This window comes from Natrinema pellirubrum DSM 15624 (assembly GCF_000230735.2).
In the GTDB taxonomy this organism is placed as follows: Archaea; Halobacteriota; Halobacteria; order Halobacteriales; family Natrialbaceae; genus Natrinema; species Natrinema pellirubrum.
The window spans coordinates 61,836-87,664 of the sequence record NC_019967.1 but is presented as its reverse complement, the minus strand read 5'-3'; the positions used below and the strand labels follow the sequence as shown (position 1 = coordinate 87,664).

The 25,829-nt window shown below is 58.4% G+C and carries 27 protein-coding genes and 6 pseudogenes; 16 read left to right on the top strand and 17 right to left on the bottom strand.

What is annotated here, in order from left to right:
- The 3 genes and pseudogenes from NATPE_RS18805 to NATPE_RS18795 all read left to right on the top strand — a co-directional run bounded on the left by NATPE_RS18805 (nucleotide 1) and on the right by NATPE_RS18795 (nucleotide 1,139).
- Nucleotides 1-365: pseudogene (locus tag NATPE_RS18805) on the top strand (DUF7568 family protein).
- A gap of 100 nt (nucleotides 366-465) precedes the next feature.
- On the top strand, nucleotides 466-729 hold the full coding sequence (locus tag NATPE_RS18800; protein WP_006181008.1) for an AbrB/MazE/SpoVT family DNA-binding domain-containing protein: 264 nt from the start codon (nucleotides 466-468) through the stop codon (nucleotides 727-729).
- Nucleotides 726-1,139, top strand: a complete 414-nt coding sequence (locus NATPE_RS18795; RefSeq protein WP_006181006.1) for a putative toxin-antitoxin system toxin component, PIN family — start codon at nucleotides 726-728, stop codon at nucleotides 1,137-1,139. Before NATPE_RS18800 ends, NATPE_RS18795 begins: the two co-directional genes overlap by 4 nt.
- A gap of 70 nt (nucleotides 1,140-1,209) precedes the next feature.
- Here NATPE_RS18795 and NATPE_RS18790 read toward each other — a convergent pair whose 3' ends face one another.
- Both NATPE_RS18790 and NATPE_RS18785 read right to left on the bottom strand, forming a co-directional pair.
- Nucleotides 1,210-1,881, bottom strand: a complete 672-nt coding sequence (locus tag NATPE_RS18790) for a helix-turn-helix domain-containing protein (RefSeq protein ID WP_015310257.1) — start codon at nucleotides 1,879-1,881, stop codon at nucleotides 1,210-1,212.
- 253 nt (nucleotides 1,882-2,134) lie between these two features.
- Complete coding sequence (locus tag NATPE_RS18785) at nucleotides 2,135-3,379, bottom strand: RNA-guided endonuclease InsQ/TnpB family protein (protein ID WP_006181004.1); 1,245 nt, start codon at nucleotides 3,377-3,379, stop codon at nucleotides 2,135-2,137.
- Between the two features lie 480 nt (nucleotides 3,380-3,859).
- Here NATPE_RS18785 and NATPE_RS18780 point away from each other — a divergent pair, with 480 nt between their 5' ends.
- Nucleotides 3,860-4,528: an SWIM zinc finger family protein gene (locus tag NATPE_RS18780; protein ID WP_006181002.1), complete on the top strand. Its 669-nt coding sequence runs from the start codon at nucleotides 3,860-3,862 to the stop codon at nucleotides 4,526-4,528.
- Between the two features lie 61 nt (nucleotides 4,529-4,589).
- Nucleotides 4,590-4,913, top strand: coding sequence for a hypothetical protein (locus NATPE_RS18775; protein WP_015310255.1), 324 nt, complete (start codon nucleotides 4,590-4,592; stop codon nucleotides 4,911-4,913).
- An 855-nt stretch (nucleotides 4,914-5,768) separates the two neighbouring features.
- Here the strand turns inward: NATPE_RS18775 and NATPE_RS18770 are convergent.
- Nucleotides 5,769-6,959, bottom strand: a complete 1,191-nt coding sequence (locus tag NATPE_RS18770; protein WP_006181000.1) for an ISH3 family transposase — start codon at nucleotides 6,957-6,959, stop codon at nucleotides 5,769-5,771.
- A gap of 105 nt (nucleotides 6,960-7,064) precedes the next feature.
- Here NATPE_RS18770 and NATPE_RS18765 point away from each other — a divergent pair.
- A pseudogene (locus tag NATPE_RS18765) lies at nucleotides 7,065-8,288 on the top strand (orc1/cdc6 family replication initiation protein); the annotation flags it as partial.
- Nucleotides 8,289-8,848: 560 nt separating this feature from the next.
- Here NATPE_RS18765 and NATPE_RS23110 read toward each other — a convergent pair.
- The 4 genes and pseudogenes from NATPE_RS23110 to NATPE_RS18750 all read right to left on the bottom strand — a co-directional run.
- A pseudogene (locus NATPE_RS23110) lies at nucleotides 8,849-9,624 on the bottom strand (type B DNA-directed DNA polymerase); the annotation flags it as partial.
- 51 nt (nucleotides 9,625-9,675) lie between these two features.
- Nucleotides 9,676-10,104, bottom strand: coding sequence for a hypothetical protein (locus tag NATPE_RS18760; protein ID WP_006180998.1), 429 nt, complete (start codon nucleotides 10,102-10,104; stop codon nucleotides 9,676-9,678).
- Nucleotides 10,105-10,118: 14 nt separating this feature from the next.
- Complete coding sequence (locus NATPE_RS18755) at nucleotides 10,119-11,030, bottom strand: ParA family protein (protein WP_006180997.1); 912 nt, start codon at nucleotides 11,028-11,030, stop codon at nucleotides 10,119-10,121.
- A gap of 432 nt (nucleotides 11,031-11,462) precedes the next feature.
- A pseudogene (locus NATPE_RS18750) lies at nucleotides 11,463-12,359 on the bottom strand (RNA-guided endonuclease InsQ/TnpB family protein); the annotation flags it as partial.
- A 146-nt stretch (nucleotides 12,360-12,505) separates the two neighbouring features.
- On the opposite strand from NATPE_RS18750, the gene NATPE_RS18745 reads away from it, so the two are divergent.
- Nucleotides 12,506-13,777, top strand: coding sequence for an RNA-guided endonuclease InsQ/TnpB family protein (locus NATPE_RS18745; RefSeq protein ID WP_006180995.1), 1,272 nt, complete (start codon nucleotides 12,506-12,508; stop codon nucleotides 13,775-13,777).
- A gap of 44 nt (nucleotides 13,778-13,821) precedes the next feature.
- On the opposite strand, the pseudogene NATPE_RS23105 reads toward NATPE_RS18745, so the two are convergent.
- Together NATPE_RS23105 and NATPE_RS18740 are read right to left on the bottom strand one after the other, a co-directional pair.
- Nucleotides 13,822-13,941: pseudogene (locus NATPE_RS23105) on the bottom strand (DUF7437 domain-containing protein); the annotation flags it as partial.
- A 58-nt stretch (nucleotides 13,942-13,999) separates the two neighbouring features.
- Nucleotides 14,000-14,143: pseudogene (locus NATPE_RS18740) on the bottom strand (tyrosine-type recombinase/integrase); the annotation flags it as partial.
- A gap of 181 nt (nucleotides 14,144-14,324) precedes the next feature.
- Here NATPE_RS18740 and NATPE_RS18735 point away from each other — a divergent pair.
- Nucleotides 14,325-14,642 carry a toxin-antitoxin system TumE family protein gene (locus NATPE_RS18735; protein ID WP_015310253.1) on the top strand — a complete coding sequence of 106 codons (318 nt, stop codon included), beginning with the start codon at nucleotides 14,325-14,327 and terminating at the stop codon, nucleotides 14,640-14,642.
- Nucleotides 14,643-14,675: 33 nt separating this feature from the next.
- A complete protein-coding gene (locus tag NATPE_RS18730) occupies nucleotides 14,676-15,092 on the top strand; it encodes an HVO_A0114 family putative DNA-binding protein (protein WP_006180992.1) in 417 nt (138 codons plus the stop codon).
- A 65-nt stretch (nucleotides 15,093-15,157) separates the two neighbouring features.
- On the opposite strand, the gene NATPE_RS18725 is transcribed toward NATPE_RS18730, so the two are convergent.
- The 7 genes from NATPE_RS18725 to NATPE_RS18695 all read right to left on the bottom strand — a co-directional run bounded on the left by NATPE_RS18725 (nucleotide 15,158) and on the right by NATPE_RS18695 (nucleotide 20,491).
- On the bottom strand, nucleotides 15,158-15,394 hold the full coding sequence (locus NATPE_RS18725; protein WP_006180991.1) for a HepT-like ribonuclease domain-containing protein: 237 nt from the start codon (nucleotides 15,392-15,394) through the stop codon (nucleotides 15,158-15,160).
- 65 nt (nucleotides 15,395-15,459) lie between these two features.
- On the bottom strand, nucleotides 15,460-16,773 hold the full coding sequence (locus NATPE_RS18720) for an RNA-guided endonuclease InsQ/TnpB family protein (protein ID WP_006180990.1): 1,314 nt from the start codon (nucleotides 16,771-16,773) through the stop codon (nucleotides 15,460-15,462).
- A gap of 324 nt (nucleotides 16,774-17,097) precedes the next feature.
- Nucleotides 17,098-17,598, bottom strand: coding sequence for a nucleotidyltransferase domain-containing protein (locus NATPE_RS18715; protein ID WP_241432739.1), 501 nt, complete (start codon nucleotides 17,596-17,598; stop codon nucleotides 17,098-17,100).
- Nucleotides 17,599-17,763: 165 nt separating this feature from the next.
- Nucleotides 17,764-19,644, bottom strand: a complete 1,881-nt coding sequence (locus tag NATPE_RS18710; RefSeq protein WP_006180988.1) for a transposase — start codon at nucleotides 19,642-19,644, stop codon at nucleotides 17,764-17,766.
- A gap of 13 nt (nucleotides 19,645-19,657) precedes the next feature.
- Nucleotides 19,658-19,957: a type II toxin-antitoxin system RelE family toxin gene (locus NATPE_RS18705; protein WP_006180987.1), complete on the bottom strand. Its 300-nt coding sequence runs from the start codon at nucleotides 19,955-19,957 to the stop codon at nucleotides 19,658-19,660.
- A 10-nt stretch (nucleotides 19,958-19,967) separates the two neighbouring features.
- On the bottom strand, nucleotides 19,968-20,240 hold the full coding sequence (locus NATPE_RS18700) for a ribbon-helix-helix domain-containing protein (protein ID WP_006180986.1): 273 nt from the start codon (nucleotides 20,238-20,240) through the stop codon (nucleotides 19,968-19,970).
- Nucleotides 20,241-20,278: 38 nt separating this feature from the next.
- Nucleotides 20,279-20,491 (bottom strand): winged helix-turn-helix domain-containing protein, encoded by a 213-nt coding sequence (locus NATPE_RS18695; RefSeq protein WP_241432738.1) that lies wholly within the window; start codon nucleotides 20,489-20,491, stop codon nucleotides 20,279-20,281.
- A 211-nt stretch (nucleotides 20,492-20,702) separates the two neighbouring features.
- Here NATPE_RS18695 and NATPE_RS18690 point away from each other — a divergent pair, with 211 nt between their 5' ends.
- Genes NATPE_RS18690 through NATPE_RS18665 form a run of 7 tightly spaced genes read left to right on the top strand, consistent with a single transcriptional unit; the run spans nucleotide 20,703 to nucleotide 24,186 of the window.
- On the top strand, nucleotides 20,703-20,909 hold the full coding sequence (locus NATPE_RS18690; RefSeq protein ID WP_006180984.1) for a hypothetical protein: 207 nt from the start codon (nucleotides 20,703-20,705) through the stop codon (nucleotides 20,907-20,909).
- A complete protein-coding gene (locus tag NATPE_RS18685) occupies nucleotides 20,909-21,277 on the top strand; it encodes a hypothetical protein (protein WP_006180983.1) in 369 nt (122 codons plus the stop codon). The genes NATPE_RS18690 and NATPE_RS18685 overlap by 1 nt, the downstream gene beginning before the upstream one ends.
- Nucleotides 21,270-21,548, top strand: coding sequence for a hypothetical protein (locus NATPE_RS18680; RefSeq protein WP_006180982.1), 279 nt, complete (start codon nucleotides 21,270-21,272; stop codon nucleotides 21,546-21,548). The genes NATPE_RS18685 and NATPE_RS18680 overlap by 8 nt, the downstream gene beginning before the upstream one ends.
- Entirely contained in the window at nucleotides 21,545-21,679 is a 135-nt protein-coding gene (locus NATPE_RS23335; protein ID WP_006180981.1) for a hypothetical protein, read from the top strand. Before NATPE_RS18680 ends, NATPE_RS23335 begins: the two co-directional genes overlap by 4 nt.
- Nucleotides 21,680-21,689: 10 nt before the next feature.
- Nucleotides 21,690-22,547 (top strand): hypothetical protein, encoded by an 858-nt coding sequence (locus tag NATPE_RS18675; protein WP_006180980.1) that lies wholly within the window; start codon nucleotides 21,690-21,692, stop codon nucleotides 22,545-22,547.
- Nucleotides 22,544-23,284: a hypothetical protein gene (locus NATPE_RS18670; RefSeq protein WP_006180978.1), complete on the top strand. Its 741-nt coding sequence runs from the start codon at nucleotides 22,544-22,546 to the stop codon at nucleotides 23,282-23,284. The genes NATPE_RS18675 and NATPE_RS18670 overlap by 4 nt, the downstream gene beginning before the upstream one ends.
- Nucleotides 23,266-24,186, top strand: a complete 921-nt coding sequence (locus tag NATPE_RS18665) for a hypothetical protein (protein ID WP_006180977.1) — start codon at nucleotides 23,266-23,268, stop codon at nucleotides 24,184-24,186. The genes NATPE_RS18670 and NATPE_RS18665 overlap by 19 nt, the downstream gene beginning before the upstream one ends.
- 356 nt (nucleotides 24,187-24,542) lie before the next feature.
- On the opposite strand, the gene NATPE_RS18660 is transcribed toward NATPE_RS18665, so the two are convergent.
- A complete protein-coding gene (locus tag NATPE_RS18660; RefSeq protein WP_006180976.1) occupies nucleotides 24,543-25,742 on the bottom strand; it encodes a tyrosine-type recombinase/integrase in 1,200 nt (399 codons plus the stop codon).
- Between the last annotated feature and the right edge of the window lie 87 nt (nucleotides 25,743-25,829).

The following is a 25,829-nucleotide window of genomic DNA, read 5'->3' as shown; positions in this document are numbered from 1 at the left end:
ATGACACGACTCACAAATTGGACGCGAGAGAGCCGTACACCGACCCTGGCGTACCGACATACAGAGATCGACGCTCAAGCAGTCCTGCACCGAGCACCAGATTCGCACATCCACACGTGGCGGGCCGGGATTCTCGTCGAGAGCTACCCGTGTGGTCGCGCGGCTTCGCGACGAAGGACGCCACGGCGCTTCGGGACGAACTCGAAAAGCGCCCCCAGTCGGAGCTCCGCTGTCCAGAGTGCCCGAACGACGAGGTCGTCGTCGGCCAGAAGAGTGCCGACAGTGCGAAGGTCCAACGGTGGTTCGAGTACCGGGAGTGGGGCTACGAAAGCCGCTCAGCACTTGTCTACGGTCCCGAGCGCTGATTCTTAACAAGGAAGCAGACGACAAGCGGAAGACGCAGTGGCCTCGACCTGACCGGTGGGTTCAAGACGATGGGTAAGGAATTCTTACGTAGAGTCACTCATGAGTACTGACGACCCGGAAGTCGCGACGGTGACATCAAAGGGGCAGATCACCATCCCAAGTCGGCTACGCAAACAGTTCGGCCTCGAACAGGGGACGAAACTGATGGTCGTTCCAACGGACTACGGCCTCGTGCTGAAGAAACTTGAGCTCCCCTCCGTCAAGGAGTTCCAGCAGCGTGTCGAGGAGCGTGCTGAAACGGTCGATCTGTCGATAGACGAGGTCAACGAGCTGGTCCACGAAGCGCGGGGCGCCGATGAATGAGAGCCGTTCTCGACACGAATGTCTTCATTTCGAGTGTCATCTCTACGGGTGTCCCCCACGAAATCGTCGTCAAGGGGTTTAGCAGCGAGTATCAGATCGTCGTCTCCGTCGCGACACTCACAGAATTTCGAGACACCCTGCTCAAATACCCAGAGAAGTTCCAGATGGACGAGGAAGACGTCCAGGAGGAGGTCGAAACGATCCGCTACTTCGCGGAGTTCGTCGACCCGGACGAAGAGATCACGGCGGTCGACGACGATCCCGATGACGACAAGTTTCTCGAAGCTGCCGTAGCCGGGAATGTCGACTACATCGTCTCCGGCGACCGCCACCTGCTCGATCTCGATTCGTTCCAGGGGATCGATATTGTCGAGCCCAGAGCATTCTACGAACGCCTCACGGCCCAGTAAGCCGCTCGTGACCCACAGGAAATGACTGCCTCCAGCGTATCCAGTAGTTCGTCTTCGCGTTCACCGAGGCTCATGCATTGAGACGCGGATCCTCGTGGGACGCGTCGATATCGCGGTCGTACTCGTCGGCGATCATCTCCAACGCCGGCTCGTAGTTCACCCGGTACTCCAACATGTGCTCGATTGCCTCATCCAACGGAATGACCGGATTGCCGTCAACCCACTCGCGAGTGATGTCCCCACTCCTCGGGAACAACACGTACGAGACAGTCGCATCGTAGTCGGTTGCATCCGGCCGCTCTTCGATCCGGCTCGGAATCCCGAACTCATCGAAGAACGCCGTCCACCGTTCGACGTCCTGGTCGGCGACCTGGATGAAGATCGGATAGTCGTCGTGGCCGCGGGCGATCTGATAGCCGCCGTGGGTCCAGACGTAGACGCCGTCGATTTTCGTGTACGCAAAGGGCATCCCGGCGAAGTGTGGAATGACGTAGCCGTCGTCGATCGAAGGGGGAACAGCGCGAGAGATGGCCGCGACGAGATCGTAGTAGCGATCCCTGACAGCGTACTTCTCGATGTAGACGCCGTCCTCACGCCGGATGAAGCCTGCGTCCTCCAACCGCTCGATCCAGTCGTAGACCCACGAGTAGGAGCCGTCGATCTTCTGGGCGATCCGACGGATCGAGTCGCCCGGCTGGGCCGCGACCATGATCTTCGCCGCGGTCTCGTCGACATACTCCATCATCGCTAGTTATCGGTATCGCATCTAACAGTATTAGTCTAGTCCCCCGTATTCCCTATGAAGTTATCTTGATACAGATATACTTTCCTTGGCTCCGGTAATCCGATCCGGCTCAGCATTCGAGCTGAGATGGATTAACCAACAGAGGATACGACTGATCGCTATTCGTTGGTTAAGTTTATCAGCGCCCGCCGAAGGGCGGAGGCGCACTCCTGTCTCCACCGACCTATGACCGACCGATATGTGAACTGCCCTACTCACTCGCCGCTGACGCAGCTCGGTTCTTGAGGGTAGGGCTTCCTGCTTCCACGACGCGCTTTGCAGGAACCGAAGTGGTTCCCGTAGGGAGCGCAGTCTCCACAGGCGTTGATTCGGAGTATCCCATTCCTACGTCTTGCAAACCGCGAGATAGGATGTTCCACGCCGCGTTCGCGTCTCTGTCTACCTCAAACCCGCAGGCAGGACAGGAATGTTCACGGACCCACAACGGCTTCTCCGTCGAGACACCACAGGACGCACACTCCTTGGTCGTCCCTCTCGGGTTGACCGCCACGAAATGCGTCCCTTCGCGCTCGCACTTGTATTCGAGCAACGAGAGGAACGTCCGCCACGCCGCCGACGCGGTGTTGCGGCTGTTCGACGGGGATTCCATCATTCCCTTCACGTTCAAATCTTCGACCGCCACAAGGTCGTACTCCCGAGCGTAGTAGTTCGAGAGCTTGTGCAAGAAGTCACGGCGCTTGCGTCGAAGGTCCGCATAACACTCCGCAACGCGTCGACGTTGCCTCTCGTAGTTGGCAGAGCCGTGTTGCTTCCGTGAGAGCTTTCGTTGCTCTCGTTCCAAGCGTTTGCGCTCGTCGGAGAGGTTGAGCGACTCAACGGCGTGACCGTCGGTATCGTGGGCGTACTTCAGAATCCCTACGTCTATACCCACTACATCGGTGAGTTCGTCGGGTTTCTCAGGTGGTTCGCGGTCAACTTCGACGCCGAAGGTAGCGAACCACTTACCCGTCGGCTCTTTCTTGACCGTGACCTGCTTGAGTTGGGCGTCGTCAGGGATGTTTCGGTGGAGCCGTATCGGGATATCGCCGATTTTGGAGAGGGAGAGCACAGCGTGACCGCCCTTCTTGTCGAGCTCGAAGCCACACTGGCTATAGGTGAAACTGCGGTACTCCCGTGGCGGCTTCCATTTGAGCTGGCCGACGCCGTAGCCGTTCTCTTTGAGCTTGGAGAGTCCCTTGAGGTTGTCGAACAGCCGTTCCACAACGACTTGGAGTGTCCGCGAGTACACATCTGAGAGGTCGTCCCACCACTCTTTGAGGTCGGGAAGTTCCGACCGCAGGGTGGTCATCGACGGCAGTTCGCCGTGGTTCTCGCGGTACTCGCCGAGTCGCTTGCGGAAGTGGTTGTAGACTTGCCTACAGATATCGCGGTGGCGGTCTAACTCCTCGCGGTGGGCGTCGGACGGCTCAAGGCGATACTTGTAGGCGTAGTACATAGGGCTACTCGCGTTCTTCGATTACTTCGTCTAATTTCTCACGGACGAACGACGAGAGGTTGAGGTGCTGATCCTCAATCCACTCGTTTTGATCCTCACGAATGGTGATTGTCTTCCGTTTCACCGTAATGCACGCTATGCACGTCACACGTGTAATAGCTTCGGTGGGCGTAGGCCTGTGGGCCTGCAACAGTGTATGACGGCACTGTATCTCCGACCTAAAGCGTCCCCAGAACGCGTCGCGTCCAGGTGTGCGGACGAGACGCGAAACGTCTCGTTAACGCTACTCAGGCTTCGCCCTGCGTTGCTCCTTGAGGACGGGGGCTTAACGCCTGCATTCAGCTAACGACCGTTCTCGACGAGGCAGAGCGAGTCGCAGAGCACCACGATCAGGTCGCCCAATCTTCGGACCATCCGGAACACGAGTATCTTCGGTACGCCGTCCTTCGGCTGCTCGAAGACGATGCTGACGAAACATCGGTGGAGATACCGCAGATTGGCGGCGTGACTGTCGGCTACGGAGAGGACAAGGCGATGTGCAACAGCTGGGACGACGACGTCGAGTGGTGGGAGACGGTTCCGCCGCAGGAGGCGTGTACTCGCTTCCGGATTTTCTACCCTGACGAGTACGAAATCGTCCCGCGCGTAATCGTCGACGTGATGGCGGCGCTCGGCGCGTGGCGCGTGTGGGCTGGGAACGCCGCAGCCTGTGGCTCCTACGATCATCGCGAGCGTCACGAAGTCCACTACCTGTGGCCGGAAGGCCATCCGGTGGAGGAAGTGCTCCACGAGCGGCTCAGTGGCCCTGTAGAAGCCGTCGCTCCCGACGGGGGCCGAACGGGCGACGTTCGGGACCGACTGGTCGTCGACGAGAACACACAGTCGAAGGACGATCTCGAGCCCCGCACGAAGCGTGCCGTCGCCGAAACGATGGACATCTCGCTCCTCTCGAAAGGTGGCCGCTACGAGGTGCAGTCCGCGTCCGGCAACAGGTACGAAGTCGACGTCGTAGACAACTCGTGTACCTGTCCGGACTGGCAGCAGCGCTCACCTGAAGGTGGCTGCAAGCATCTGCGTCGCATCGACCACGAAATCAAACGGGGCCGCGTTCCTCGACCAGACGGCCGCCTCCCGGCTGATACGGACTGAACCTGATTAACCAACAAAACTATGGATTGAGAATCCGTGTTGGTTAACACGGAGAGAGTCGATGTCCTACGAACCACCGTCCCCACCGGCAAACCTCCCGATGGAGATCGTCGACGCCCTCAACGAAGCCACACCGGAGCATCTTCGGGACGCTGCCAGCTACGCCGAGGCGTTGGCCGAACACAAGGAGCGTGAAGCTCGTCTCAAGGAGGAAGCAGACGACGCCAACGTCGAGGAGTGCCCCGATAGCCTTCCGGACGACGTGCCGGCGAAGGCGACCATCACGATCAAGGAAATCAACGACAATCGCTACTACTACTGGCAGTGGAGAGACGGCGATACGGTCCGTTCGAAGTACAAGGGGCCTGTCAACCCGGACGATTAGAAAGACTCCGTTAGAGTCTAGCTACGATCCACCCCCCGTATTCGAAGTGTAAACTAGTAACTGGATGATAAGGCGTAACAACCGAATGCCGTTTTTCACATCGGTGATGGGGGGTGAGGCTACCAGATTACACTTCGATGCCGGGGTGTCGTCCGTACCGCTTACACTTCGACAAAGGGGAGGGAAAATCGATTGTATCGACTGACAGATATGAAAATCACAGGAGAGCGTGGAAGTTCCCATTACACATCGATAACGGGGGGCCCTCCGTTAGATATACTTCGGTGTCGGTTACAGCACAGAGGCAATAGATCAGCCGAATACGGTGGATAGATTGACCAGACGGAACGGATAAACATCGAAGGAGGTGAATCTTTTTAACGCCTCGGCGTACAGCAAGCGTATGGCCGGTAGTGATCAGGATGGAGCGGACCAATCTACCCTCAAAGAGGAATCTCATTCTGGAACTGACGCAGAACACGTAGAAGCCGGTGTAGAAACTGATGCCGAAGACTTGGAGTCCGAGCAAGACCGAGCAGTGTCGGAAGGCAATACTCAGCGATCGATCCGGGATATGCTGGATGACGAGGGAGAAACATCGGTTTTTGTCAATCGAGACCTCGTCGAGCCAGACACAATTATCGCTAGTTGTCCACTCTCTCGATAGCGGCGGCAGCAAGAGGCTGGTCTGATATGGTGAGAACGCCGAAATGAGACGAAGGACACTTTTGGCACTACGGAGACTGGAAGATGAGTCAAAGATCTGGTTACTTGCCGCTGTGGCCATCGCTCAAACCGCTCTCAGAAGACAGCTGTTGCTCCCCGCCAGCCTCGCTTCGACCGAAGCGAGGCGGCTCACCCGAGTCCGTGCTCGTATCCTGGTGGCAGTCCTTCCCCGTTCGTCCGATGCTTGGTCTTCCAGCCGAGCTCGTCGTCCAACACCCGTTCGATCCCATGGAGAAACGCATCACTGAACGTGAACTCTACCGGGAGTGCTCGCCCGCCACGCCGTGGCCGGGCGAGCACTGCCCACTGCACCACCAGCCACAACTGCTCTAACAGGAACCCTACACCCACGTAGAAGAGCCGAATTGTCGTCGATGGCGTCGTCGTAAGGGCCCGCGCTTCCCTGAACTTCTCGTAGCTCTTCTCGATCCGTGAGCGGTTGTTGTAGATCCGTGCCACTTGCCGCGGCGTGCGGTCTTCCAGACCGTACGCCGCGTATCCAGTCTGTTTGAGTCCTGACTTCCCGCGATCACCGTTCTGGTAGGTCACGTTCACCGCCAGCGGAAACGTCTGTTCGTGCTCTTTGCCTTCACAGATCGTCTCTTCGGTCATGTACGACGCTGTCGCTGAAAGTTTCTTCCGGAGCGAGTCTTTCCCGGTCTTGACCGGGAAGACTGGCGGCGCTGTCGCCCGGAGCACGCCAATCACCTCGCCGACGTAGGCTGCTCGATCCATGAGAATCTGGTCGAGCTCGAACGAATATAGTTCGACGCGGGCGAGCACGCGCTCGACCGCGTCGGCTGCGCTATCGTCGCCAGCAACCGGTTCAACCGCCAGCGTCAGCGGCTTTCCCTGCGCGAGCACGAACGCCGTGCAGTACCGATGGCACTTCGTCGTGCCATCACGCGCTTGCATTCGCCTGAACTCGTCTTCGTCCGCTGGGTGCCCGTGAAACGGGTTGTCCATGAAGTCGATACAGACGGTTCTCGACCGCGACCGGTCGAGAACCGCCATTGCCATTGTCGCGAGAATATCGTTGACAGCGTCCAGCATCGGCTCTTTGTCGAGAGTATGGAGCCAGTCCATGACAGGTTCTCTGTTGGGTGTCTCGTCTGTGTTGGTCGTGACGCCGTTGACCGAGGTTGTCCCGACAGCTGCACGGAGCACGACTTCCATGATATCGCCGGAATCGAGGGGCGAGCCCTCGATTCCTGGCATCGGAATCAACTCAAGCACCTCCAGAGCAAGAGTCTTGAGTTGGCTATTCGTAATGAACTCGTCCGGATCTGTAAGCACCTGCTTGAGTTGTGGAAGGTTCATCAGGTGCGTATCCGGACAGCGGATGAATCAGGGACCTGATTCACCCGCTTCACTCAGTACTACGTATCAGCTGCTGGAGTCCTGAGCCAGAGTGGACAACTAGCGATTATCGACGAGGAGCGGATCGTCGGCCGTGATGATCAACTCGAGGCTGTCGTCTCGTATCTAAAACCCACACTCCAGGGAAATCGTCCTCCGAATATGCTTCTCTACGGTCCTGCCGGGACAGGTAAATCTCTCATCATCGGCGCAGTCACGCAACAGATTGTCGATCTCTGCCAATCCAAGGGTGAACGTTTCGGCGTTGTCAATATTAACTGCCAACCGATCAACACCCTCGATCAAGCCGTCTTTGAGCTCGTCCAAACCGTCGCAAACGATGTCGACGCAGAAGTCGGTGTCCCGGAAACCGGGGTGTCGACGAAGCGCAAGTATCGACGCTTGTACGAACTCATCAATGAGCACTACGACTCAGTTATTTTCATCTTGGACGAAATCGACCTCCTAGTCGGTCGACGAACGAATGAAGAGCCTGCCTACTCGAAACTGCTCTATCAACTGTCGCGAGCGAGTAACACGAACGAAATTGAGGGTCAAGTATCGGTCGCGGCACTAACGAATGACCCTAAATTCATGGAAGATATCGATGGTCGTGCCGAGAGTTCGTTCAATCCTCGGGACGTCTACTTCCCTGATTATGACGCGAACCAACTCCGACAGATACTCGAGAACCGGCGCGATGCCTTCCGGCCCAACGCCTTAACCGACGACGTGCTACCACTCGTATCGGCATTCGCAGCCCAAAGCCACGGAGACGCACGAAAGGCTATCGACCTATTCCGTGGTGCCGGTGATCTCGCGGACGAACGTGATGATGAGAAAGTCCGCGAAGAGCACGTTCGTGAATCCCAAGAAGAAATCGACAAGGATCGTTCGCTGAAGCTGATTGAGGGACTGACGACCCAGAAAAAGATCTCCCTGTACGCGACCGCCTCAGTTGCCTACCTTTCCAATTTGTCCGGAAGTTCGGTACCGAGTCCAGTCGGGTTTAAAGTCTATCAATGGGTTACCGACGAGATTGATGCTGACCAGATGACACGGGAGACTTACGTCAAATACGTCAAAGAACTCTCCACTTATGGTCTCATCTCCACGGCTCGAAAAAGTCGAGGACGTGGTGGGGGGATGTATATGGAATTCACGTTCACGGGCGAACCGGAAGCAATGATGAATCGGATCGTCGACGACACTCGCCTGGGAGCGATTGCCGATCAAGAAGACATCCTTCAGTCGGTGGTCAACGCCCAGCTAAGAGAGTTCCACAAGTAGGACTACATCTTCAGAGGAAGGCTCTCGAAACACACCCCCCGTCTTCGATGTGTAAACCGAGTCTTGTCAGGAGTGGTATTGAGCTCAATGGGCCGGTAACGGATTAGGCGTCGGGTCAGTACAGAAGACTACCTCTGAAACAGCTCGAATGTAGAACCCCCTCCCCCCGTCATCGAAGTGTAAGTGAGAGCCCGTAAGGCCATAAGGAAACACGTTTCGGAGTGTATACCAACGGTAGAGCAGCTTAAAGCTACATATTCACGGAGAACAGTACCTTAGAATCGGCTGGATTAGTCACTCGGTTTGTCGAAGTGAACTTCTCTTTTCCTCGTGACTAGGTGTATTACGGCTATGGTTGCCACGCAGTACTTATAAAACTACCCATACAATAGCTTATCTTGAGTTTAGACCTGATTAAGGTGTTTGAGAACGTCTCCGACGTATTGACGGCCATTCTTCCTGTTTCTACTGTTCTCTTGTTCTAGCCCCCTCCCCTTCCGTAGAGTTTTACACATCGATGACGGGGGGAGGGAGTGGACTGTCCTCTCCCGCTATGTAGATCACTCGTCACCGTGTGCAGTGAATGACTGACGTCGAATCTCCAATCGGTCCCATCCGAGCGGTGAAAGCACGCTCTCAACCGCTCTGACCAGCTGCGTCTCGTAGTACGAGGCGTCGTAGGTCTGATCGCTTCGTGGGCGAGGGCGACACGGTCTCGCGAGGATTGCTCGTCGTCGACGACCACGTACTCGATATCCTGTCAGGATGGATGGCGAGGTCCTAGCCACGAGCTCGTTCGAGACGTCCAAGCACCGGGTCTAGCGACCACGTGGCATCGAGCCGGTCGAGACAGTCCCGCTGGATGTCCTCGATGAACGGCGGGGTTGAGCGCTGCCGGGCTTCGATGCCTCTGCTCTTGAAGTCATCGTCGCCGTTGAGTTTTCCCGAAAATACTTCGTCAGTGCGCCAACGTCGCTCTCGCGCTACGGGACGAACGCCACCCAGTCGTAGTAGGCTTCGTGTTCGAGCCGAATCTCGATGCGTTCCGTGATCCCGTCGCGAGCATCTTGATGTCTTCGCGCTTATCGTCGTCGACGTCGGGGTTCGGGGTCACCCAGATGGAGTCGACGATGCCGTGGACGACGCGCCAGCCGCCGGCTTCCAGCCGTTGTTTCGCCGTCAGCAGAATTTCGTGAGCGAACGCATTGATTGCCTCGTGGCACTCGATGCGGCCGAACTTCGCGTTGCTGAATCCTTGATAGCCGAAGCAGGCGACGAGGATCCACTTCAGCGGTCCTGACCGTCCCTCGAGTTCAGCTAGGCGGTCCTCGTCGGGTCGTCCCGATCATCTCGGGACGGATGTCCTCGATGCTATCGTTTCCCGGTTCTAGTCCTGGTCTTGCTTTGCCAATTCACGGATCTTCTCTTTCGTTTCTTCCTGATGTTCACCGAACGCCACCTCGAAAATACCCCTATAGAAATGTTTGTTTTTCTCGAGCGTGATGTCTTCTCGCTTTAATTGCTTCTTCAATCGTGTGAATGTAACCTCAATGTTCTCACTCTGTTCCGGTTCAACATATATCGTGGCCGAATCCCAATCCTCTCTGATGTTCAATGGTTCATCGTCTGATTTCTGGGTCGACGGTTTATTCTCCGCAGCGGGGGTGGCACTCTGTTGACCTGATTGCTCTTCGGTTGCTGTTGTCGGGTCACTGTCCCGGCTTTTTGCGTCCGGCATGGCCTCCGTCGGCTCGTCATCGACCGTGGCTTCCTTGTCTTCTGCTTCTTCTGACGGATCCTCAAATCGCTCGTCCATTCCTCGGGGCATCCTTACACCTCCACCTGCGTCTTGTCGAACGCTCGTTCCATTGTCTCAGCAACCTCTAGGAAGAGCTCGCGCTCGACTTGCTGGTCGTTCGCGTCTTCCCACTCGAAAATATCGCAGCCGTTGTCCCACGCACGCTGTATCGCCACCCGCATTGGGAGTTTGAAAATCGGGGCTAGTGACGCATATGACTCGTCGAATGCATCCAGGAACTTCTGTGATTGCCCATCGTCTCGGTACATGTTGGCCAGTAGCCCTACGATCGCTATCTCGATTTGCTGGTTATCTTCGATGGATTCTAGCTGATCCCAGAGGTCATCCAGAGCATCCCGTGATGTCGCTTGGGTCTGGGCAGCCAGGAAAACGTTTTGTGCCGCGATAAACGCTGCATCCGTCAAAACCGAGAGATCAGGTGGGCAGTCTATCAAGATATAATCGTAGTCGTATCCGCCGTCAATCAGCTCTTCCAGAGCAACTTTTAACGAGAGACGAGCACCTGCATCGTCCATCCAATCTCGGGCAAGCCCCATGTCCTTGTGGCTCGGCACCAGATCGAAATTCAGGTGTTCGTAGTCGTCGCTGCGGATCACAATTTCTGAAAGCGTTGTGTTGTCCGTGCGCGGATTGTCAACGAGGACATCGAGGAGATTTGCGTCATCGGTCGCGAGCGTATTTGGAAGATCGTTCTTCGGGCTTGACGGATCGTTATCATCGCCTGGCCCCAATCCCAGCCCCTTCGTCATATCGGCCTGTGGATCCATATCGATCGCGAGGACATCGTGGTCTCGAGAGGCCAGTGCCGCGGCGCTGTTTATCGTCGCCGTTGTTTTCCCAGTCCCGCCTTTCTGATTGCCGAAGGCGATCGTGGGGATACCAGTCGATGGTGTGACGCCCCAGCCACGAGGTGACTCGGTCATAGTTCGATCATTGATTCACTGATTCATAAATCTACGCCAGACATCGAATCCCGCTCTAGAAATTCTAAAGTGCCGTATTCAGGGTATAAACCGCTAACAGGCGGTTTTGGTGATGTATTTGGTGGGAATCAAAGAATCACTGATTCATTGACTCAACACATCCTGGAATCCCCGCTTTGCTGGGTCCTCGTGGAATGGTGGTTGCAACTGGCAGTTACTGAATGAGTGACTCTGTGCTTCTCGGAGTAGGTAATTCATTGAATCCCTATCTCTTGGATTCACTGATTCATTGATTCACTGACTCCATGACTCGACACATCCTATTGGATTCCAAGAATCAAGTACTCCTTAACACCCTGATTTATGGCTTCAGTCAACTGCTCCACGCACGGTGGCGCGGGGCTTGTCAGTGAACTCGGCCTCTGCCGACAGTTAGTCGGACGGGACGAATCCCCGGTTCGGCGTCACGGTTCCTGACTTCAGGGCGAGTTGACCGTCGCCCGTCCGCCGCGACGACTGTAGGCTCCGACGGATATACCGCCACCTAACATTCTTCGCTCCAACATAGTCCGCATTCGCTGTCGCACCACATTTCTCGCATTCGAATTCCGCTTGCCTGGCACGGTTCCCTTCGCTCGTGTGTCCACACTCGGGACACCGCCGACTCGTGTTCTCCGGATCAACGTACTCCACACAGATGCCTTCTGCATCGGCCTTGTACTCCACGAGGTCAACGAGTTGTCGGTGCGCCCACTGGTGGAACTCCTTCACCGGGGGCGCACGTTCCCGAATATGCCGCAGGTTCTCGAACGCGATGTACGCGCAGCTGTGTTCCAACGCTTCTTCGATGATGTCGTTGGCCACGCGGTGCAGCACATCCCGAACGTAGCGGGACTCCCTGCCGCTCATCTGCTGGATGGTACGGTGTGCGGACTGCGTGCCGGTCTGTTGGAGGTTGCCGCGAATCCGCTCGAACTCCCGGTGTCGATGTCCAAGTTCTCTGCCGGACGCGAAATAGGCCGTCGAGGTCGTGGCGATATTGACGATGCCGAGGTCGACGCTGTGAACTGTCTTGTCCTCGTCGTCGCCCTGTTTTTCGACCTGTTTCTCGGGCTTCGGTTTGCGAAAGCCGAGATGTAGGTAGTAGTCGCCATCACGCCGAGAGAGCGTGGATTCGGTGAGTTCCCAGTCCTCGTTGTTGAGGTACTGGTGTTGGTAGCCACCTTCGTCGTCCGGCAACGTGAGATCGCACCGAATACGGTCGTCGACCGTGGAAAGTGAGACTGTTCCGTCGTCAAATAGTGTCATCGTCCGAGTGTCGTATTTCACAGGCGGTACGAGGCGGATGTCCCGACCCTTGAGGTCGGGGAGGAAGCCGACACTCGATGAAACTAACTACGTTCTATAGATAGGCCAGCTCCCCCCACTCTACTAATAAACTTTTATTAGGCAACAAAGGTAAATGTGAGCCACAGATGGACGATGCGCTACGACGCACCGTGCCGGTCAAACTCGACGTACCAGAAGAGCGTCGTGGCGACCTCCATCAAACCAAAGCTCAGTTCTTGCACTGCGCCAACCGCACGAGCGAGTGGGCGTGGCGCTACGACGACTACTGTGTCACCAACAAGAGCAAAGCCGAAAACGCCCTGTACGACGAGTTGCGCGAGGAAACCGACCTCACCGCCAACCTCGTCCAGAAAGGCATTCGACGCGCCATCGAAGCCGTCCAAAGCGGCGTCGAGAAACTGAAGCAAGGCGAACAAACGAGTCAACCCGAGTTCGACTCGTGGAGCGTCGTCTACGACAAACGCTCTGCGTCATTCAACGACGACTACGCCACGCTCTCTACCCCCGACGGCAGAGTCACTGCTGAATACGTCCTCCCACCCGAGGACGAACGCGAAGACACGCCGTTCGGCAGGTACTACGAGAGTGAGGCGTGGGATGCGTCGATCGCCACGCTTCAGTACGACGAACAGGAGGATGCGTTCTACCTGCATGTCACGCTGAAGAACCCGAACTACGAGGGTGACGGAACGGAACGCCAAGAAAGCGAGTCACGTAGTGAGGGTGCCGAGAACGGAGTGGTTCTCGGTGTTGACCTGAACGTGACTGGCGCGTTCGCTGTCACCTCCACAGGCGAGTTCATCGGCAGTGCGGACTCCCTCACCCACAAGCGCAACCAGTACGAACAACGCCGCGCCAAACTGCAACAGACGGGTACACGGTCGGCTCACCTCACGATGCAGTCCATCGGCAGTCGGCTCTCGGATTGGTCATTGGACTGGCTCCACAACCGCGCCAACGACCTCATCACGGAAGCCCAAGACGCGGACGTGGACGGCATCATTTTCGAGACCCTTGACCACATCCGCGAGAACATTGCGAACGGGTCGAAGTTCCAGCAGTGGGCCTACGCGAAGTTCGTGGAACTCGTCGAGTACAAGGTCGAGTCTACGGAGTTGTTCGTGGATACCGTGAATCCGGCGTACACGAGTCAGCGTTGCTCGCACTGTGGGTTTACCCACGAGGACAATCGTGACGACAAGGCGTTTGAGTGCCAATCATGTGGGTACGAAGTGAACGCGGATTATAATGCCGCGAAGAACATCGCAAATCGGTACTGCGGGTATATCCATCGCGGGCAGAAGTCTCGCGGTGGATGGGCCACCAGTCAACTGGCCCTCAAGTCAGGGACGTTGAGCGTGAACGGCGACTACACGCCTACCGAACTACTCGGTTAGAACGGGAGTCCACTGACAAGCCTCGGGGCTTGACCCCGAGGTGGTTGACGGAGAATATACGTGTAGAGGCGAGCGAGCCGTGGCTCTTCGAGTAGCTGTGCCACTGAGATAAGGCCATTAACGGCGCATTCGAGGTCCCCCGTCGCTTTCGACGTACAATACATAATTCGTATACTGTATAATAACGATTAGGTTGCAACCGAAGTCGGAGGCGTCCAAGTATCACTCTTCGCTTGGTTCGAATGCAGCAGCCAGCTGATCGCGCATATACTTCCGGCAGAGCGTGCGGGCCCGGGAATCTGAGAGATAATTCTGCAGGACGACGTCGGCACTCGCGCTTCCTTGTTCGGCCGCAATTTCGTCGGTATCATCGATCCCCGCCGACAGTCGCTCGTCTGCGGCTGATTCCTCAATCATTCCAGCATCAATCACGGTCAACGAGACCCCCAATTGACTCAACAATAGTCACGCTATCGGGTGCTTTTCGAGGTCTGTTGGAGCCTCGCCCAACACTTATAGTGTTGGCCGCTATCCCAACACGTAGGGAATGCCGCAAGAGCCGCTCTTCCAGTACACGCACGTCGAGGCCGGCCTGGTCGAGAACGTCGTGCTTCGGCCGACTGATGACACCGAGACATACCCCTCAGGCTGGAAGTACACGCTCCACTTGGGCACACTCGATGACCTCACGCTCGTCCGGTATGACAACTCGCACGAGGACACGAAGGGCCACGAGCACCACACCGCGGCCGGTGACAGAGACGACGTCGAATTTCCCGGGATGGAAGACCGGCTCGTCGAGTTCTGGGCGAGCGCGGACGAGTACTGGGAGGCCGTCGGCGGCAACCCGCCCCGACCACACTGATCGAACACCACCCGACCAACCGACATCCTGACTATGACCACGCTCCAGATCACCGTCGGCGACCGAGAACAGCTTCGCCAAGACACGCTCCAGTTCGTCCAGGACAGCGACGCTGACGACCTCGACAGCCAGGATGGAAAAGCGACGCTCCAGTTCGGAACCTACGACGACTTCGTTGACAGTCTTACCCCACTCCGCCTCGAGCTCATCCGGGCGATCGCGGAGGAGACTCCTGAGAGTATGCGCGAGGCGGCCCGTCTCGTCGATCGCGATGTGTCTGATGTCCACTCGGACCTGAAGCAGCTCGAAGTGCTGGGTATCCTCACTCTCGAAGCGGGCGGGCCCAGCGGCGCGATCCAGCCCGTTGTCCCGTTCGATCGGATCGAGGTTCACATCGACTACCCGCTTATCGATCGCGACGACGCCGATAGCGCCTCCGCGAGTGCGTAGCACGAGAACTCAGATATGACCATTTCTTTTTGTACACACGTGAGTGGTGAACCCCGAACGACAACTCACCACCCGCCGTCGACGGCGCGCTGGTACGCGGTCACGGCTTGCTCGACGATCACGCCGAGGTCGGACTCCGGAACGTTCTTCGCTGCCTCATCGATCACCTCGAAGTTCCGAAGGAGGGAGTCGACAGTCGTCGAGTCCTCGACGAACTCCGCGTAGTCCATTCCCTCCGTGAAGCGCTCGATCTTCTCGACGGCTTCGAGAATGTCGTCGAGATAGTCGAGGACCTCGGTCATACTTGACATCCTCCCGCGCCTGAAGACGCGGGAATCCCACGACACCGCGCCGCTGGATTGGGATATTAGGGTTTGCAGTCTACCACTTGATCCTGCGGTTGGAATCCGCTGGACAAGTCATACAGGTAGACTCCGGGCTGTGCCAACCAGCCGGTACTCCTATCCCCGTCCAAACTGGCCGAAGACTCGGAGTTACTTTCGTTCATGTCGAGACGGATGTTCTCCGCCCCATTCACGTCAGCGTTGAACGCCGCATCACACTCCTCGCAGACGTACAGACCACGTTCAACACGCTGACTCTCGTTTTCTCTCCCACACATACAACACGTCTTGCTCGTGTCACGCTCAGATACTTCCACAACCTCGATACCCTCGACCTTCGCCTTGTATTCGAGAAGGTCCGTGAAGCGGTCGAACGCCCACCCGTGCAAGTCGAGGTTTCCGTGCCGACCCCAGTTCTTTGAGCCACCATCTTCGTCCTCTCGGATACCCTCCAAGTCCCCCACGTTGATACGACCAACTTGTTTTTCAACACACCGCTGAACGATATGTTTGGCGAGACTGTGGAAGAAGTGAGTGCGCCGCTCCGACCATTTCGCGTGTAGACGGGTGGCTTCTTCGCCACCCGAATCGTCGCACTTGGCGATCTCTTTTGGGAAGTAGTAGCCGTCCTGTTTCAGCCGGTTGCCGGGGTAGAGGTCGGCTTCCTCGGTACTGTACGCAACGGTAGCGAAGTTACAGATACCGAGGTCGATACCTGCCGTCTCGGTGCCGGGAGCGTCAGGAGTCTCAACTTCGTCTTTACAGACGAGGTGTAGTTCCCAGTGCCCGTTTGAGTTGTCGTAGACGGCGCGAACCTGTTGTAGATTTTCGACGGTGACGCCGGGTGCGGTTTCGTACTCAACGAGGATGTACTCTCTCGCTCGGGGGTACTCTTTGTGATTTCGACCTTTTGAGAGGCGAACCCGATCGTTCTTTGAGTCGTGACGGATGCCTTTCTGTTTCCACGTCACCGTGCTACGCGGGTGTTCTTCGTGGACGCGACGACCCTGTTGGTCGTAGTAGTTTTCTTTGCGGTAGCCGGGTGGGTTGTCCCTGTCGTCTTCGGAGCCGTACCACGAGTTGAAGGATTCAGCGAGTTCCTCCAGAACGCGCTGACTGGACTGACTGTGTAGTCCTTTGTACTTGTTGTGGGTCTTCAACTCGTCTTTGAGGTCTCCGTGATCGGGGATTTCACCCGTTTCATCCCATACTTCGCGGGAGTAGTAGTTAGCGACGTTCCAGAGCTTGCTGGCTGACCAGCCGTGCCTGTCAAGCGACTCCTCTACCTGACCGTGGTTGAGGATTTTCGCTTGGTGGGTTCGGTGGACTTCCAGCATTTGGAACGCTCTATAACAGGTTATAGTTGATTCGTAAGTAAAAGTTCGGGTTGGGAACAGTGGAATATCCAACCGTGCTATCGATAGTAGGGTGTGTCAGAGTTGTCGGATTCATCCCGCGCCTCAAGGCGCAGGTATTCTCCTTGTATTCTATAATTGTTCGTTCCTTGCCGAAGCTGTCGGCACGTCCCCAGCATAGCGCATGCCTTACCGAGTTAGATATCAGCGTCATCGTCAGCCCGCTGCCAGGAGAGTGAGTCCTGTGCCGGACCGGTTTCGCCATCTCCTAACAACTGTTCTGCGCGCTCAAGCGCGTCGACGACCTCATTTAGTCCCATTTTTGAACCCCTCCTGTTTTACTGCGTTAAGTGCTGGCGAGTCTCGGAGCGTCACCCCTTCGGCGAGAATTTCACTGGTCCGGTCGTGATTCCCGGCCGATCCTTTTGCTTCGACGATGATATGTGCCTCGTACCGATCTCCGTCGAACTGTTCGTCGGCGATCTCTTGTTCAATGGTATGGGCCTCGCGCTGGGCTTGCATTCGGTCTTCCTCGACAACGACAAACAGGTCGATGTCGCTCGTTCGGTCAGCGGTGCCTCGCGCGACGCTGCCGAAGAGGACTACGCCGATGTCGTCGCCAATTCGTTCTTCGAGATCGGTGAGGATCGCTCTGATCGGTGCGTGATACTCCGATTGTGGAATAGTCGTTACCGGATCGTCAGCCTTGACGAGCATCTCTGCATCAATCCGAACAGCATTTGCCCGGCCTGATCGATCGACGGTGATCACGCCAAGTACCTCGAGCGTATCGCCGGCGGCATTCACACTACTCAACTCTTCCCCGTCACTCGGTGGAGTTCTCGATTCGTGAACCCTCGCTCTGGATTGTCGATGAGAAGATGTAGAATATCGCCGGTTGCCCCGTATCGGAATGCATCCGTATCAGTAGTTGAAAACACGGCGATTCTATTCAGCAACGGCCCCTGAGAATCAGTCGGCGTCTGAGGTGCTCCAACCGGCCCCGAGAACGTCGCCAAATACTTGTCGGGTTTCTGGTGGTTCGGTCGGAATCTGGAGGTCGTGCGGGTCGTCCTCGATGGCCTGCATCAGCTCACCGGCAGTCAGTTGCTTCCCGTCACTCAGCGATTCACCTGTCTCCTCAGCACGGAGGATGTTCGCCACCGTCCAGATGTTGAACAGGTGCGCCGCGAAGTTGAAATAGAACGCCCGAAGCGCCGGGTTTCGAGACCCACACTTGGCGAGGAACTCCTCCTTGATCACGCGGAAGTCCGTCTCGATGCCCCACCGACGGCGGTACGCCTCGCCCAACTCTTCCGGCGAGACCTCTTCGGGATGCAGGTTCGTGTAGAAGTACGTGTAGTCGTCCATCGGCTCATCAGCGTCTGACTTCCGTAGTTTCACCGTCTTGTCCGACTTCAGGCCGACCGCGTAGTAGCTGTCTTCGTCGAGGGAGCCGACGCCGTAGGGGTAGTATGACGACCGCAGATCGGCACGCGCCATTCCGTTCAGGAAGTGTTTGACCGTCTTCCCCGACTTGCGGCCCTGCATCACCAGTTCCAGCCCCTGCTCGGTGATGGTCGAAATCGTGTCCGAGTTGTAGAACTCCGTCCCCGCGTCAAGGTAGACGCGGCCGATACTCAGGTGTTGCCTGGCCAGCCGGAGCATCCGACGGATGTACTCTGGCGTCTTGCTCTTGTCTTTGACCGGGAGCACGACCAGGATCAGCGGCGTGTCAGTCCCGACGAGGGCCAGCGTGATGTACTTCCACGCCCACGAGTAGTTCCGCCCCGGCTTCGTCCCACGAATGAACTCGTTACTCTCGTAGTCGCCGTAGAACGGCCAGTCCGTGATGTCAAAGGCTACCTCTGCGCTGTCGGGAAAGTAATCGTATCTGGCGGCGATCTCGAACAGTTGCTCATTCGCCTCGCGGAACATCTGTACAACGTTCTCTCGTGAGGACTTCCGAAGGTGGTGCGTGAGGTTCTGCCCCGTCGGAATGTCGCCGTCGTCGTAGAATCCCTTGTACTTGAGGTTCTTTGCGGCATCGTTGACAAACCCGTTCCCATTTGCGGCGGCGATGAGCACCCGGAGCGCCGCGTCCTTCGTCACCTCAAAACTGCTGTCGCGCTTCAGCCGGAGGTACTTGAACGTCTTCGATCGCAGACTCCGGGCGATCACCTGGACCGGAGGGAACCCTTCGCCGTCAGTGACTATCGTGTCCGGCGTCGGGTCTCGAAACCAGTGTTCGAGCTTCGTATCCTGCAAGCGCCGGACCAGCGTCTCAGTCTCACTCGCGTAGTAGTGCCGCGTCTCGTCATCCATCCGCCCCGGCATCCGGTTCAGCGTCGGCTGACTCACCGAATTCTCAATTCCCAACGCCTTCCGGATGTCGGGGTTCTTGATGGCACGGGCTACGCCCGACTGGTTGAGTGCCGAGAGGTCGAAGAACAGATACAGCCGCGTCGCGTCCTCTCCGTCCAGATTCTCAGTGAGGTTCTCGTTCGTCCCTCTCGACCAGTAGTAGTGCCGAAGCTGGACCTTCCCGAGTGCCTTTGCGAGTCGATGCTCGGGCGACTCCAGGTCGTCGTACCGATCACGTTCCACCGACCAACGGTAGACGCGGTAGGCCTCTGATTTAATGGCTTCCCACAGCGGCGGCGTGATGTTGTTGGCCGGATTCCGGCTCAGGAGACCCGTGTACGCCCAAGGATCATCCCGAGGGTCGTCCGGCAGCTTCTTCTTGGTCTCGGTGTACCGGCTTGAAATCTCTCCCTTCCTCTCCCACCGCTCGTGGATCTCACCCTTCGACTCAGGATCACGGTCAGCGTCTTCGTCTTTCTCCTTTGCCACGGCAGATCACTCTCTACTCATCGTCTCGCCACGACCCCCATACTTCCCGGTACTTGCCGAGTTCGCGGTATTCCTTCTTCCGCTCGAAGGCGTCGATGGCGTAGATCACCTCGTTGTCCTTGTCCCAATCAATCAGTACGCGAAAGTCGCCGACGCGAAGCTTGTAGCCGGGATGGTTCTTCAACCGGTCAAGGAAATGGTCCGGGAAGTCGCCGATGTCCTCCAGCTTGTTGATGATCCGCTCGGCGTCATCGGTCTCGAACTGTTCCAGCGTTTCGACCAGCGTCTCCGTCAGAACGACCTCGTGAGCCACCGTTCAGCCCTCAGTCGTCGATACCGAGGCGTTCGCGGGCCTCGTCCGTGGACATCGTCCGCCCCGCTGCAACGTCCGCGTAGCCCTCCGAGACGCCCTCCTGCGCGCCGGGCGTCAGAATCGGTTCCGTGGTGTCGCGCAGCACCTCACGGATGAACTCCGAGCGGTTGGTGTACTCCAGTTCCTCGGCCAGTTCGTCGATCTCCTCCAGAAGCCGCTTTGGCACCTTTACGTTCAACTTCACCATGTCCCCGTCGCCGTTGTCTCCCGCGTCCGTGCTCATAACGCGTGGTACGCGGGTGGTACTCAAAGAACTGTCGCTCAGTCGTCGCGCGGATCGTCAACCAGTTCGTAGAGGCCACTGTCGTGGGCTTTTTCGACGTGTCCAGCGGCGACAAGAACGTTTAGACGATTGTGAATGGTCTGCTTCGACAGACCCGTCCAATCCACGAGAACAGCAGGCGTACACCGCCCCTTCTGGAGTTCATCGAGGATCTCTCGGTCACTCTCTATCAACTCGTCCGCCTCCATCATTGTTGCACTCATGTGTGACTATGGCCATAGGTATTACGAGTGGCCAGTTAGTCCTTTTGGATAGTATGGACTGAATGGATTGACTAACAGTAAAGTATAAGGTGATGGCAAAGAGAGTGCCTGTTGAGAAGCGCGGGACATCGGTCAGAAGTTGGCCGGGACGGGCTGCAACCCGTCCGACCGCGCTTCGTGGAGCACACGAAGCATGTCAATGAAGACATCCGCCGGACTTCAGGATTCCGGCACGACGGACGAATCGACCGCCGAAAACGTGGAAGCAGACCTCGATCTCGCGGAACTGATCGAGCTGCACGAGAACACCGACTGGAGCGAGATTCCGGGCATCAGTGCTGCGGAAGCCGGTGCGTGGACCGCTCGATTGATAGAAGCGCGGGAAACCGTGCAGGAGGGTCTGTGATGCAGCGTCGCCAATTCCTCGCCGCAGCCGCCACCCTCGCTGCGCTCCCACAGGCCGCGACCGCTGACACGGGGCGCGCCGAGGAGATCGTCGAAGACCGGAGCGTCACCGACGATGGGACGTACTCCATCACGGACTGTGGCTCCGTTCCCGGCGGGCTGAACAACGTCCACGTCACGGCAGACATGAACGACGGCCCGCTCGAAGTCGAAGGCGTCCATGAGGAGAACGGCTGGAGTGGCGTTGACCTCCGATGGTCATCCGGCCCCATCGAGGTCGGCACCGGCCTCGACCCCGACGACGCCCGCGACCTCGCCGCTCGGTTGGTGGTCGCCGCCGATGCAGCGGAGGGGGAGTTCGATGACTGACGGCGACACCTGCGCTGCGAAGTTCCGCGGTACGAGCCACTCTCTCGATGCAGTCTCGTGGGAACTCGAAGCGCAGGAAGCAGACGGCTACGCGTTCGTGGCTCTGCGATTCGGATTCGCCGGGCTTGAAGCCGAACTGACGTTCGACATCGAGACTGCCGAGGAGTTCCTCATCCAGTTCCGCGACGAGATCGTCCGCGCGAAGCAGAAAGAACTGGAGTGGGAGACCAACACCGACCCGGACACGGGCATCGCGGAGGAGTGTGAATGACGCTCCAAGACGCTCGCGTGACCGCTCGCATCGTCCGAACGGAGGACGGCAAGACCTTCCACGAGTACGAAGTCGGAGGCGTCGCCTACGGCTCCCTGGACGCGCTCGAATCGGCACTCAACCACTGCTAACCCCAAGACAATGATTGAAGACATCGAGAAGGACGTTTTCGTACGAATTCAAACCGACCTACTGGTGGTCGGCGACAGCATCATGACCGACCGGCACCACGCCAGCAACGGGAACTACGAGGACGACGACCCGCAGAACCAAATCGGCGGCATCATCCCCGCGTTCAGCCTCTCGGGCTGGCTTCGCCACGGGATGGAGAAGTCCGTTCAGGAGCGCGATAGCACCGCCTGCCACCCCGGCGAGGCCAACGCGAACTTTCGGAAGGACGGCGTCTACAGCCGCGACCTCGATGCCGGCTACCACCCGAAAGGCGACTGTCTCGAAGACGACGACGGCAACGGCTGCGTGATTCTGGACCTCTTCGGTGGGTTCGGGAATCGCCCCGGCAAGGTGATGCGTCGCCCGATCAAGTTCTCACCTGTCCGCTCCAGCGTGGACTACACGCGTGGACAGGCAGAGGGCCACTACCGGCGGCTCAACCGGAACATCGTCTCCCGGAACGAGGAAGACAATCGTGAGCCGCTCCGGAACGCCGAACTGGACGCCGTCGGGAACCTTGACGGCTGCTGGCACCTCTCCTTCCGAGAGACCAAGCCCGAGTTCGTCGCGCTACTCGCCGAGGCCATCGACTACCTGGACGCGCACAAGACCGACTTCATGCACCAGCTCGGCGGCGCGCGGAACTTCGGCGGCGGGATCGTGGACTGCGAGCTCGTGAACCCGCTCTACAACGAGACCGAACTCCGCCGCGTCTTCGACCGCGGGAAGGGCAACACGAACAAGATGGACGACAAAGACGAGAAGTGGGAGAACGAGTACCTGCCGGAGTTTCAGGCGGCGCTCGCAGAGCGCGTGGAGGACGTATGAGCGACGTGATGCTCACTGCCTTCCGGCACGACGTCCACAAGTTCACCGGCGAGAGCCACGAGGACGCCCGTGAGGAGTTCGCTGGTGTTCCCGTGAACCAGTCGGTGCCCGAGGGTGCGGACGGCGATGCGGCGGCGCTCTCGCGGCCTCAGCAGAAGCAAGAGCAGACCGTCCCGACCCACGACGACCACTACCGACTCTCACTGCTGACCGGTGAGACCGCCTACGACCCGGGTGAGTTCTCCCGGGCGACCACCGAGAGCGAGGTGTCGGACCTCATCGGCATCGAGGACGCACAGACGGCCCACGAGCGCTGGCTCACAAGCGACGTGGCCGCCGCGTTCAACGAGTCGGTGTATCACCCCTACACCTCGCTGAAGTACCACACGCTGCTCGTGGCGGCGCTGCTGGACAACTACCGCGCCGACCACGACTTCGCCGATCTCCGGCTCATCATCGATCCGGCGGGCGAGGTCGTCCCGTTCCGCACCGTCTTCGACGGCGACCACTTCGCGCTTCGGATCGACGAGAACACCGACGGGAATCCGTCGGCCCGGCTCGGGAGTCGCCCGTGGCGGTCGTGGGCGTCAGCGTGGAACCGCCTGACGGCGCACCCGCTTGATACCGACCACGACAAGTACGACATGACCCTCGATGCCAACCTTCGGCGGATGCAGTCCTGGAGCGCGGCGCTCCAGTACATCGAGGACTACGCTGAATGGAGGCCCGACCGATGACGGCGATTCAGCAAGTCCTGTGGGAACTGCGGATGGACTACATCGGTCACCCGTACTACGTCTCGGGGAACGCCATCCTGCACGCCATCGGCCAGCACCTCGATCCCGAGACCCACGCAGCAGTGTCGGCCAGTCACGGCGTCTTCGTGCCCGGCCAGTTCGGGACGTTCCCGGAGGAACACACGCAGTCGGGCATCCGCCCGTACCTCGGGAGCGGCCTCCCCGACGTCGAGGCCTACGACGACCTGTTCCTCCAGCGGGAGGCGATGCACCCGTGGCTGCTGGATACTCGCGCCCGGGACGCGCTGAACACGCACGATCTCCGAGTCCACGGCGGACACCCGGCGCTCGCTCACGAGACGATCATGGGCCGCCGGGAGGACCAGCGGAAGCAACAGCAGACGACGAAATGGTACGTTCACGCCTACCTCCACGCCGATGACCCGACGGTGCTCCCGCTCGGCGAGGATGTGCTGGAGGGCCTCCAGTTCGGCGGCAAGCGCAACTACGGCTACGGCGAGGTCCAGCTGAAGGATACGCAGATGGTGGATCTCGATGAACTGGACTACTCGCGGCTCGAAGGCGCGGAGACGTACCTCATCGAACTCGTGACGCCGTTCGTAGTGGCTTCGGAGTATCCCGACGCGGACGACCGGCCCGTGCCGTGGTGGTGGGCCGAGGACCGCGACGACCTGCGGCTCCGTGAGGAGAAGATCCTCGAACAGCGTGAGGTCTTCCGGCTGGAGACGGTCGATCACGGCCAGGTCGTGAAGTACCTCGGCGACCGCCCGGTGGAGACCGCGAAGAACGGCCTCACGCGGGTCGGCTCACACTCCCGATACGGCTTCGGAGAACTGCGGCTGAAGCCCCTCGGCGAACAGTATCAGGAATCAGAGAAGTAACGACTAACTGGCCACCAATGCAACACCAGAATCAGGATGAATCGGGCGAGAAAAATACAGCGGTGCGGCTGAATAAAGAAATCGTATTACCAACAACTGGTATCACCGAGTGGGACGGGGAGCCGAACGTACGAACCCTCTGTTGGCCCTTCTCACCGAACCGTCTCGCTGTTCATGAATGTTCTAATGGTTCAAAGCAACAACCCTCGGTGACAACGATACACGGAGTTATCGAAGTCTTCTCAACTTCCTGTATCGGGGAGTAGCTGCCGAATTAGCTATGAAATCAGTCACCTCAGCGGTGGTGTATCCAGCTATACCGTGCTGTGAGGGGTGTTTCTGAGGAGACGTACTCGTCACTCACCATCTAGGATTTCTTGGGCGCGCTCGCGAACGCGCTCACCGTCGCGGTCACGGTAGGACTTGTGTGTTGTCTCGATGCTCTGATGACGGAGCGCCTCCTGAGCGGCCTCCGCGTCGTGGGTATAGAGTTCGTCCCCGAGGCCACGTCGGGCGCCGTGTAGTTTCAGATGCTCGCCATCGGAGCCGACCAGCCCTGACGCGTCGGAGTGTTCGCGGAGGATGCGCCGTGCCCCGCCGATGGAGAGCGCCGGCGGCGTACCGCCGTGCTCGCGGTAGACATCCAACACCGTGTCAGGGGCGAGGCGGTCGTCGTCTTCGTCGACGCCGTCGAGTATGCGAGCGCCGGCGTAGAGTGACGGAGGGTGTCGCGTCACCCAGACAGGCCAGTCCTCATCCCTGGGGTTCTGACGCCGATAGTGGTCCGCCAGCCGCGTCCTTCCGGCGTCAAGGAGCGGGGCTTCCTCGATTTCTTGGGACTTCCCGAGGACAGACAGCGTCCCCGCGTCGAGGTCGACATCGCGCCACCGAAGACCGTTGCGTCGGTCGTTGTCCAGGTCACGGAAGAGTTCGGCGCCGCGGGCCCCAGAGTAAGCGACCGTGGCGATAAGGGCCCGCTCGCGGGCAGCATCCGCCGGCGTGACCCATCCCTGCTCGTCGTCGAGGGCGGCGTCGAAGTACCAGTCCGTCCAGCGGACGATCTGCTTGCGCGTCGCCGGACTCCAGAACTGCTGGCCGTCGTCGGTCGTGCCGAGTGACTCATCAGGGAGTTCGTCCTCGACGTGATGGCTCTTTGCAGGGTTTTCCGAGAGGAGGTCGCGTTTGACGAGGTACTCCAGCCACGCACGCACCCGAGCGAAGTACTGGTGGGCGGTGGCTCCGCTGATGCCGTGGGGTTTTCCCTGTTGCTCGCGCGTCTGGACGCGGCGGTCGAGGTGCTGGGCGTAGCCTTCGAGGAGGCGCGTCGAAATCGACTCGACGTCCTCGACGCCACGGTCGGCGGCGAATTCTTCGAAACGCTCCAGCAGGCGTTTCGAGTCGGTGGCGTACCGTCCAGAGTCGCCGACCTTCCCCTTCGACTGGACGAACTGCTGTATTGCCGCCTCGAAGGTGGTTCTGTCGGCGTCTTCCCTGGGGGTAACGCCGTCCTGAGTGTCGTCCATTCCGTTGACTGACCCGACGGCGGCGACCTCCATAATTCTACCGTCGCTTATTCGATTAAGCACAAGTGGACTATGGAGAGACACTAAAACCGCGATATTGCGGTGTACAGAATTGCTAAG

Coding starts and splice junctions, on each gene's coding strand:
- NATPE_RS18800 (WP_006181008.1), top strand. CDS start 466: ATGAGTACTGACGACCCGGAAGTCGCGACGGTGACATCAAAGGGGCAG.
- NATPE_RS18725 (WP_006180991.1), bottom strand. CDS start 15,394: ATGACCGAGGTCCTCGACTATCTCGACGACATTCTCGAAGCCGTCGAG.
- NATPE_RS18685 (WP_006180983.1), top strand. CDS start 20,909: ATGCAGCGTCGCCAATTCCTCGCCGCAGCCGCCACCCTCGCTGCGCTC.
- NATPE_RS18745 (WP_006180995.1), top strand. CDS start 12,506: ATGGACGATGCGCTACGACGCACCGTGCCGGTCAAACTCGACGTACCA.
- NATPE_RS23335 (WP_006180981.1), top strand. CDS start 21,545: ATGACGCTCCAAGACGCTCGCGTGACCGCTCGCATCGTCCGAACGGAG.
- NATPE_RS18755 (WP_006180997.1), bottom strand. CDS start 11,030: ATGACCGAGTCACCTCGTGGCTGGGGCGTCACACCATCGACTGGTATC.
- NATPE_RS18660 (WP_006180976.1), bottom strand. CDS start 25,742: ATGGAGGTCGCCGCCGTCGGGTCAGTCAACGGAATGGACGACACTCAG.
- NATPE_RS18770 (WP_006181000.1), bottom strand. CDS start 6,959: ATGAACCTTCCACAACTCAAGCAGGTGCTTACAGATCCGGACGAGTTC.
- NATPE_RS18680 (WP_006180982.1), top strand. CDS start 21,270: ATGACTGACGGCGACACCTGCGCTGCGAAGTTCCGCGGTACGAGCCAC.
- NATPE_RS18690 (WP_006180984.1), top strand. CDS start 20,703: ATGAAGACATCCGCCGGACTTCAGGATTCCGGCACGACGGACGAATCG.
- NATPE_RS18775 (WP_015310255.1), top strand. CDS start 4,590: ATGTCCTACGAACCACCGTCCCCACCGGCAAACCTCCCGATGGAGATC.
- NATPE_RS18785 (WP_006181004.1), bottom strand. CDS start 3,379: ATGTACTACGCCTACAAGTATCGCCTTGAGCCGTCCGACGCCCACCGC.
- NATPE_RS18700 (WP_006180986.1), bottom strand. CDS start 20,240: ATGAGCACGGACGCGGGAGACAACGGCGACGGGGACATGGTGAAGTTG.
- NATPE_RS18795 (WP_006181006.1), top strand. CDS start 726: ATGAGAGCCGTTCTCGACACGAATGTCTTCATTTCGAGTGTCATCTCT.
- NATPE_RS18670 (WP_006180978.1), top strand. CDS start 22,544: ATGAGCGACGTGATGCTCACTGCCTTCCGGCACGACGTCCACAAGTTC.
- NATPE_RS18675 (WP_006180980.1), top strand. CDS start 21,690: ATGATTGAAGACATCGAGAAGGACGTTTTCGTACGAATTCAAACCGAC.
- NATPE_RS18735 (WP_015310253.1), top strand. CDS start 14,325: ATGCCGCAAGAGCCGCTCTTCCAGTACACGCACGTCGAGGCCGGCCTG.
- NATPE_RS18720 (WP_006180990.1), bottom strand. CDS start 16,773: ATGCTGGAAGTCCACCGAACCCACCAAGCGAAAATCCTCAACCACGGT.
- NATPE_RS18665 (WP_006180977.1), top strand. CDS start 23,266: ATGGAGGCCCGACCGATGACGGCGATTCAGCAAGTCCTGTGGGAACTG.
- NATPE_RS18695 (WP_241432738.1), bottom strand. CDS start 20,491: ATGATGGAGGCGGACGAGTTGATAGAGAGTGACCGAGAGATCCTCGAT.
- NATPE_RS18760 (WP_006180998.1), bottom strand. CDS start 10,104: ATGGACGAGCGATTTGAGGATCCGTCAGAAGAAGCAGAAGACAAGGAA.
- NATPE_RS18730 (WP_006180992.1), top strand. CDS start 14,676: ATGACCACGCTCCAGATCACCGTCGGCGACCGAGAACAGCTTCGCCAA.
- NATPE_RS18790 (WP_015310257.1), bottom strand. CDS start 1,881: ATGGAGTATGTCGACGAGACCGCGGCGAAGATCATGGTCGCGGCCCAG.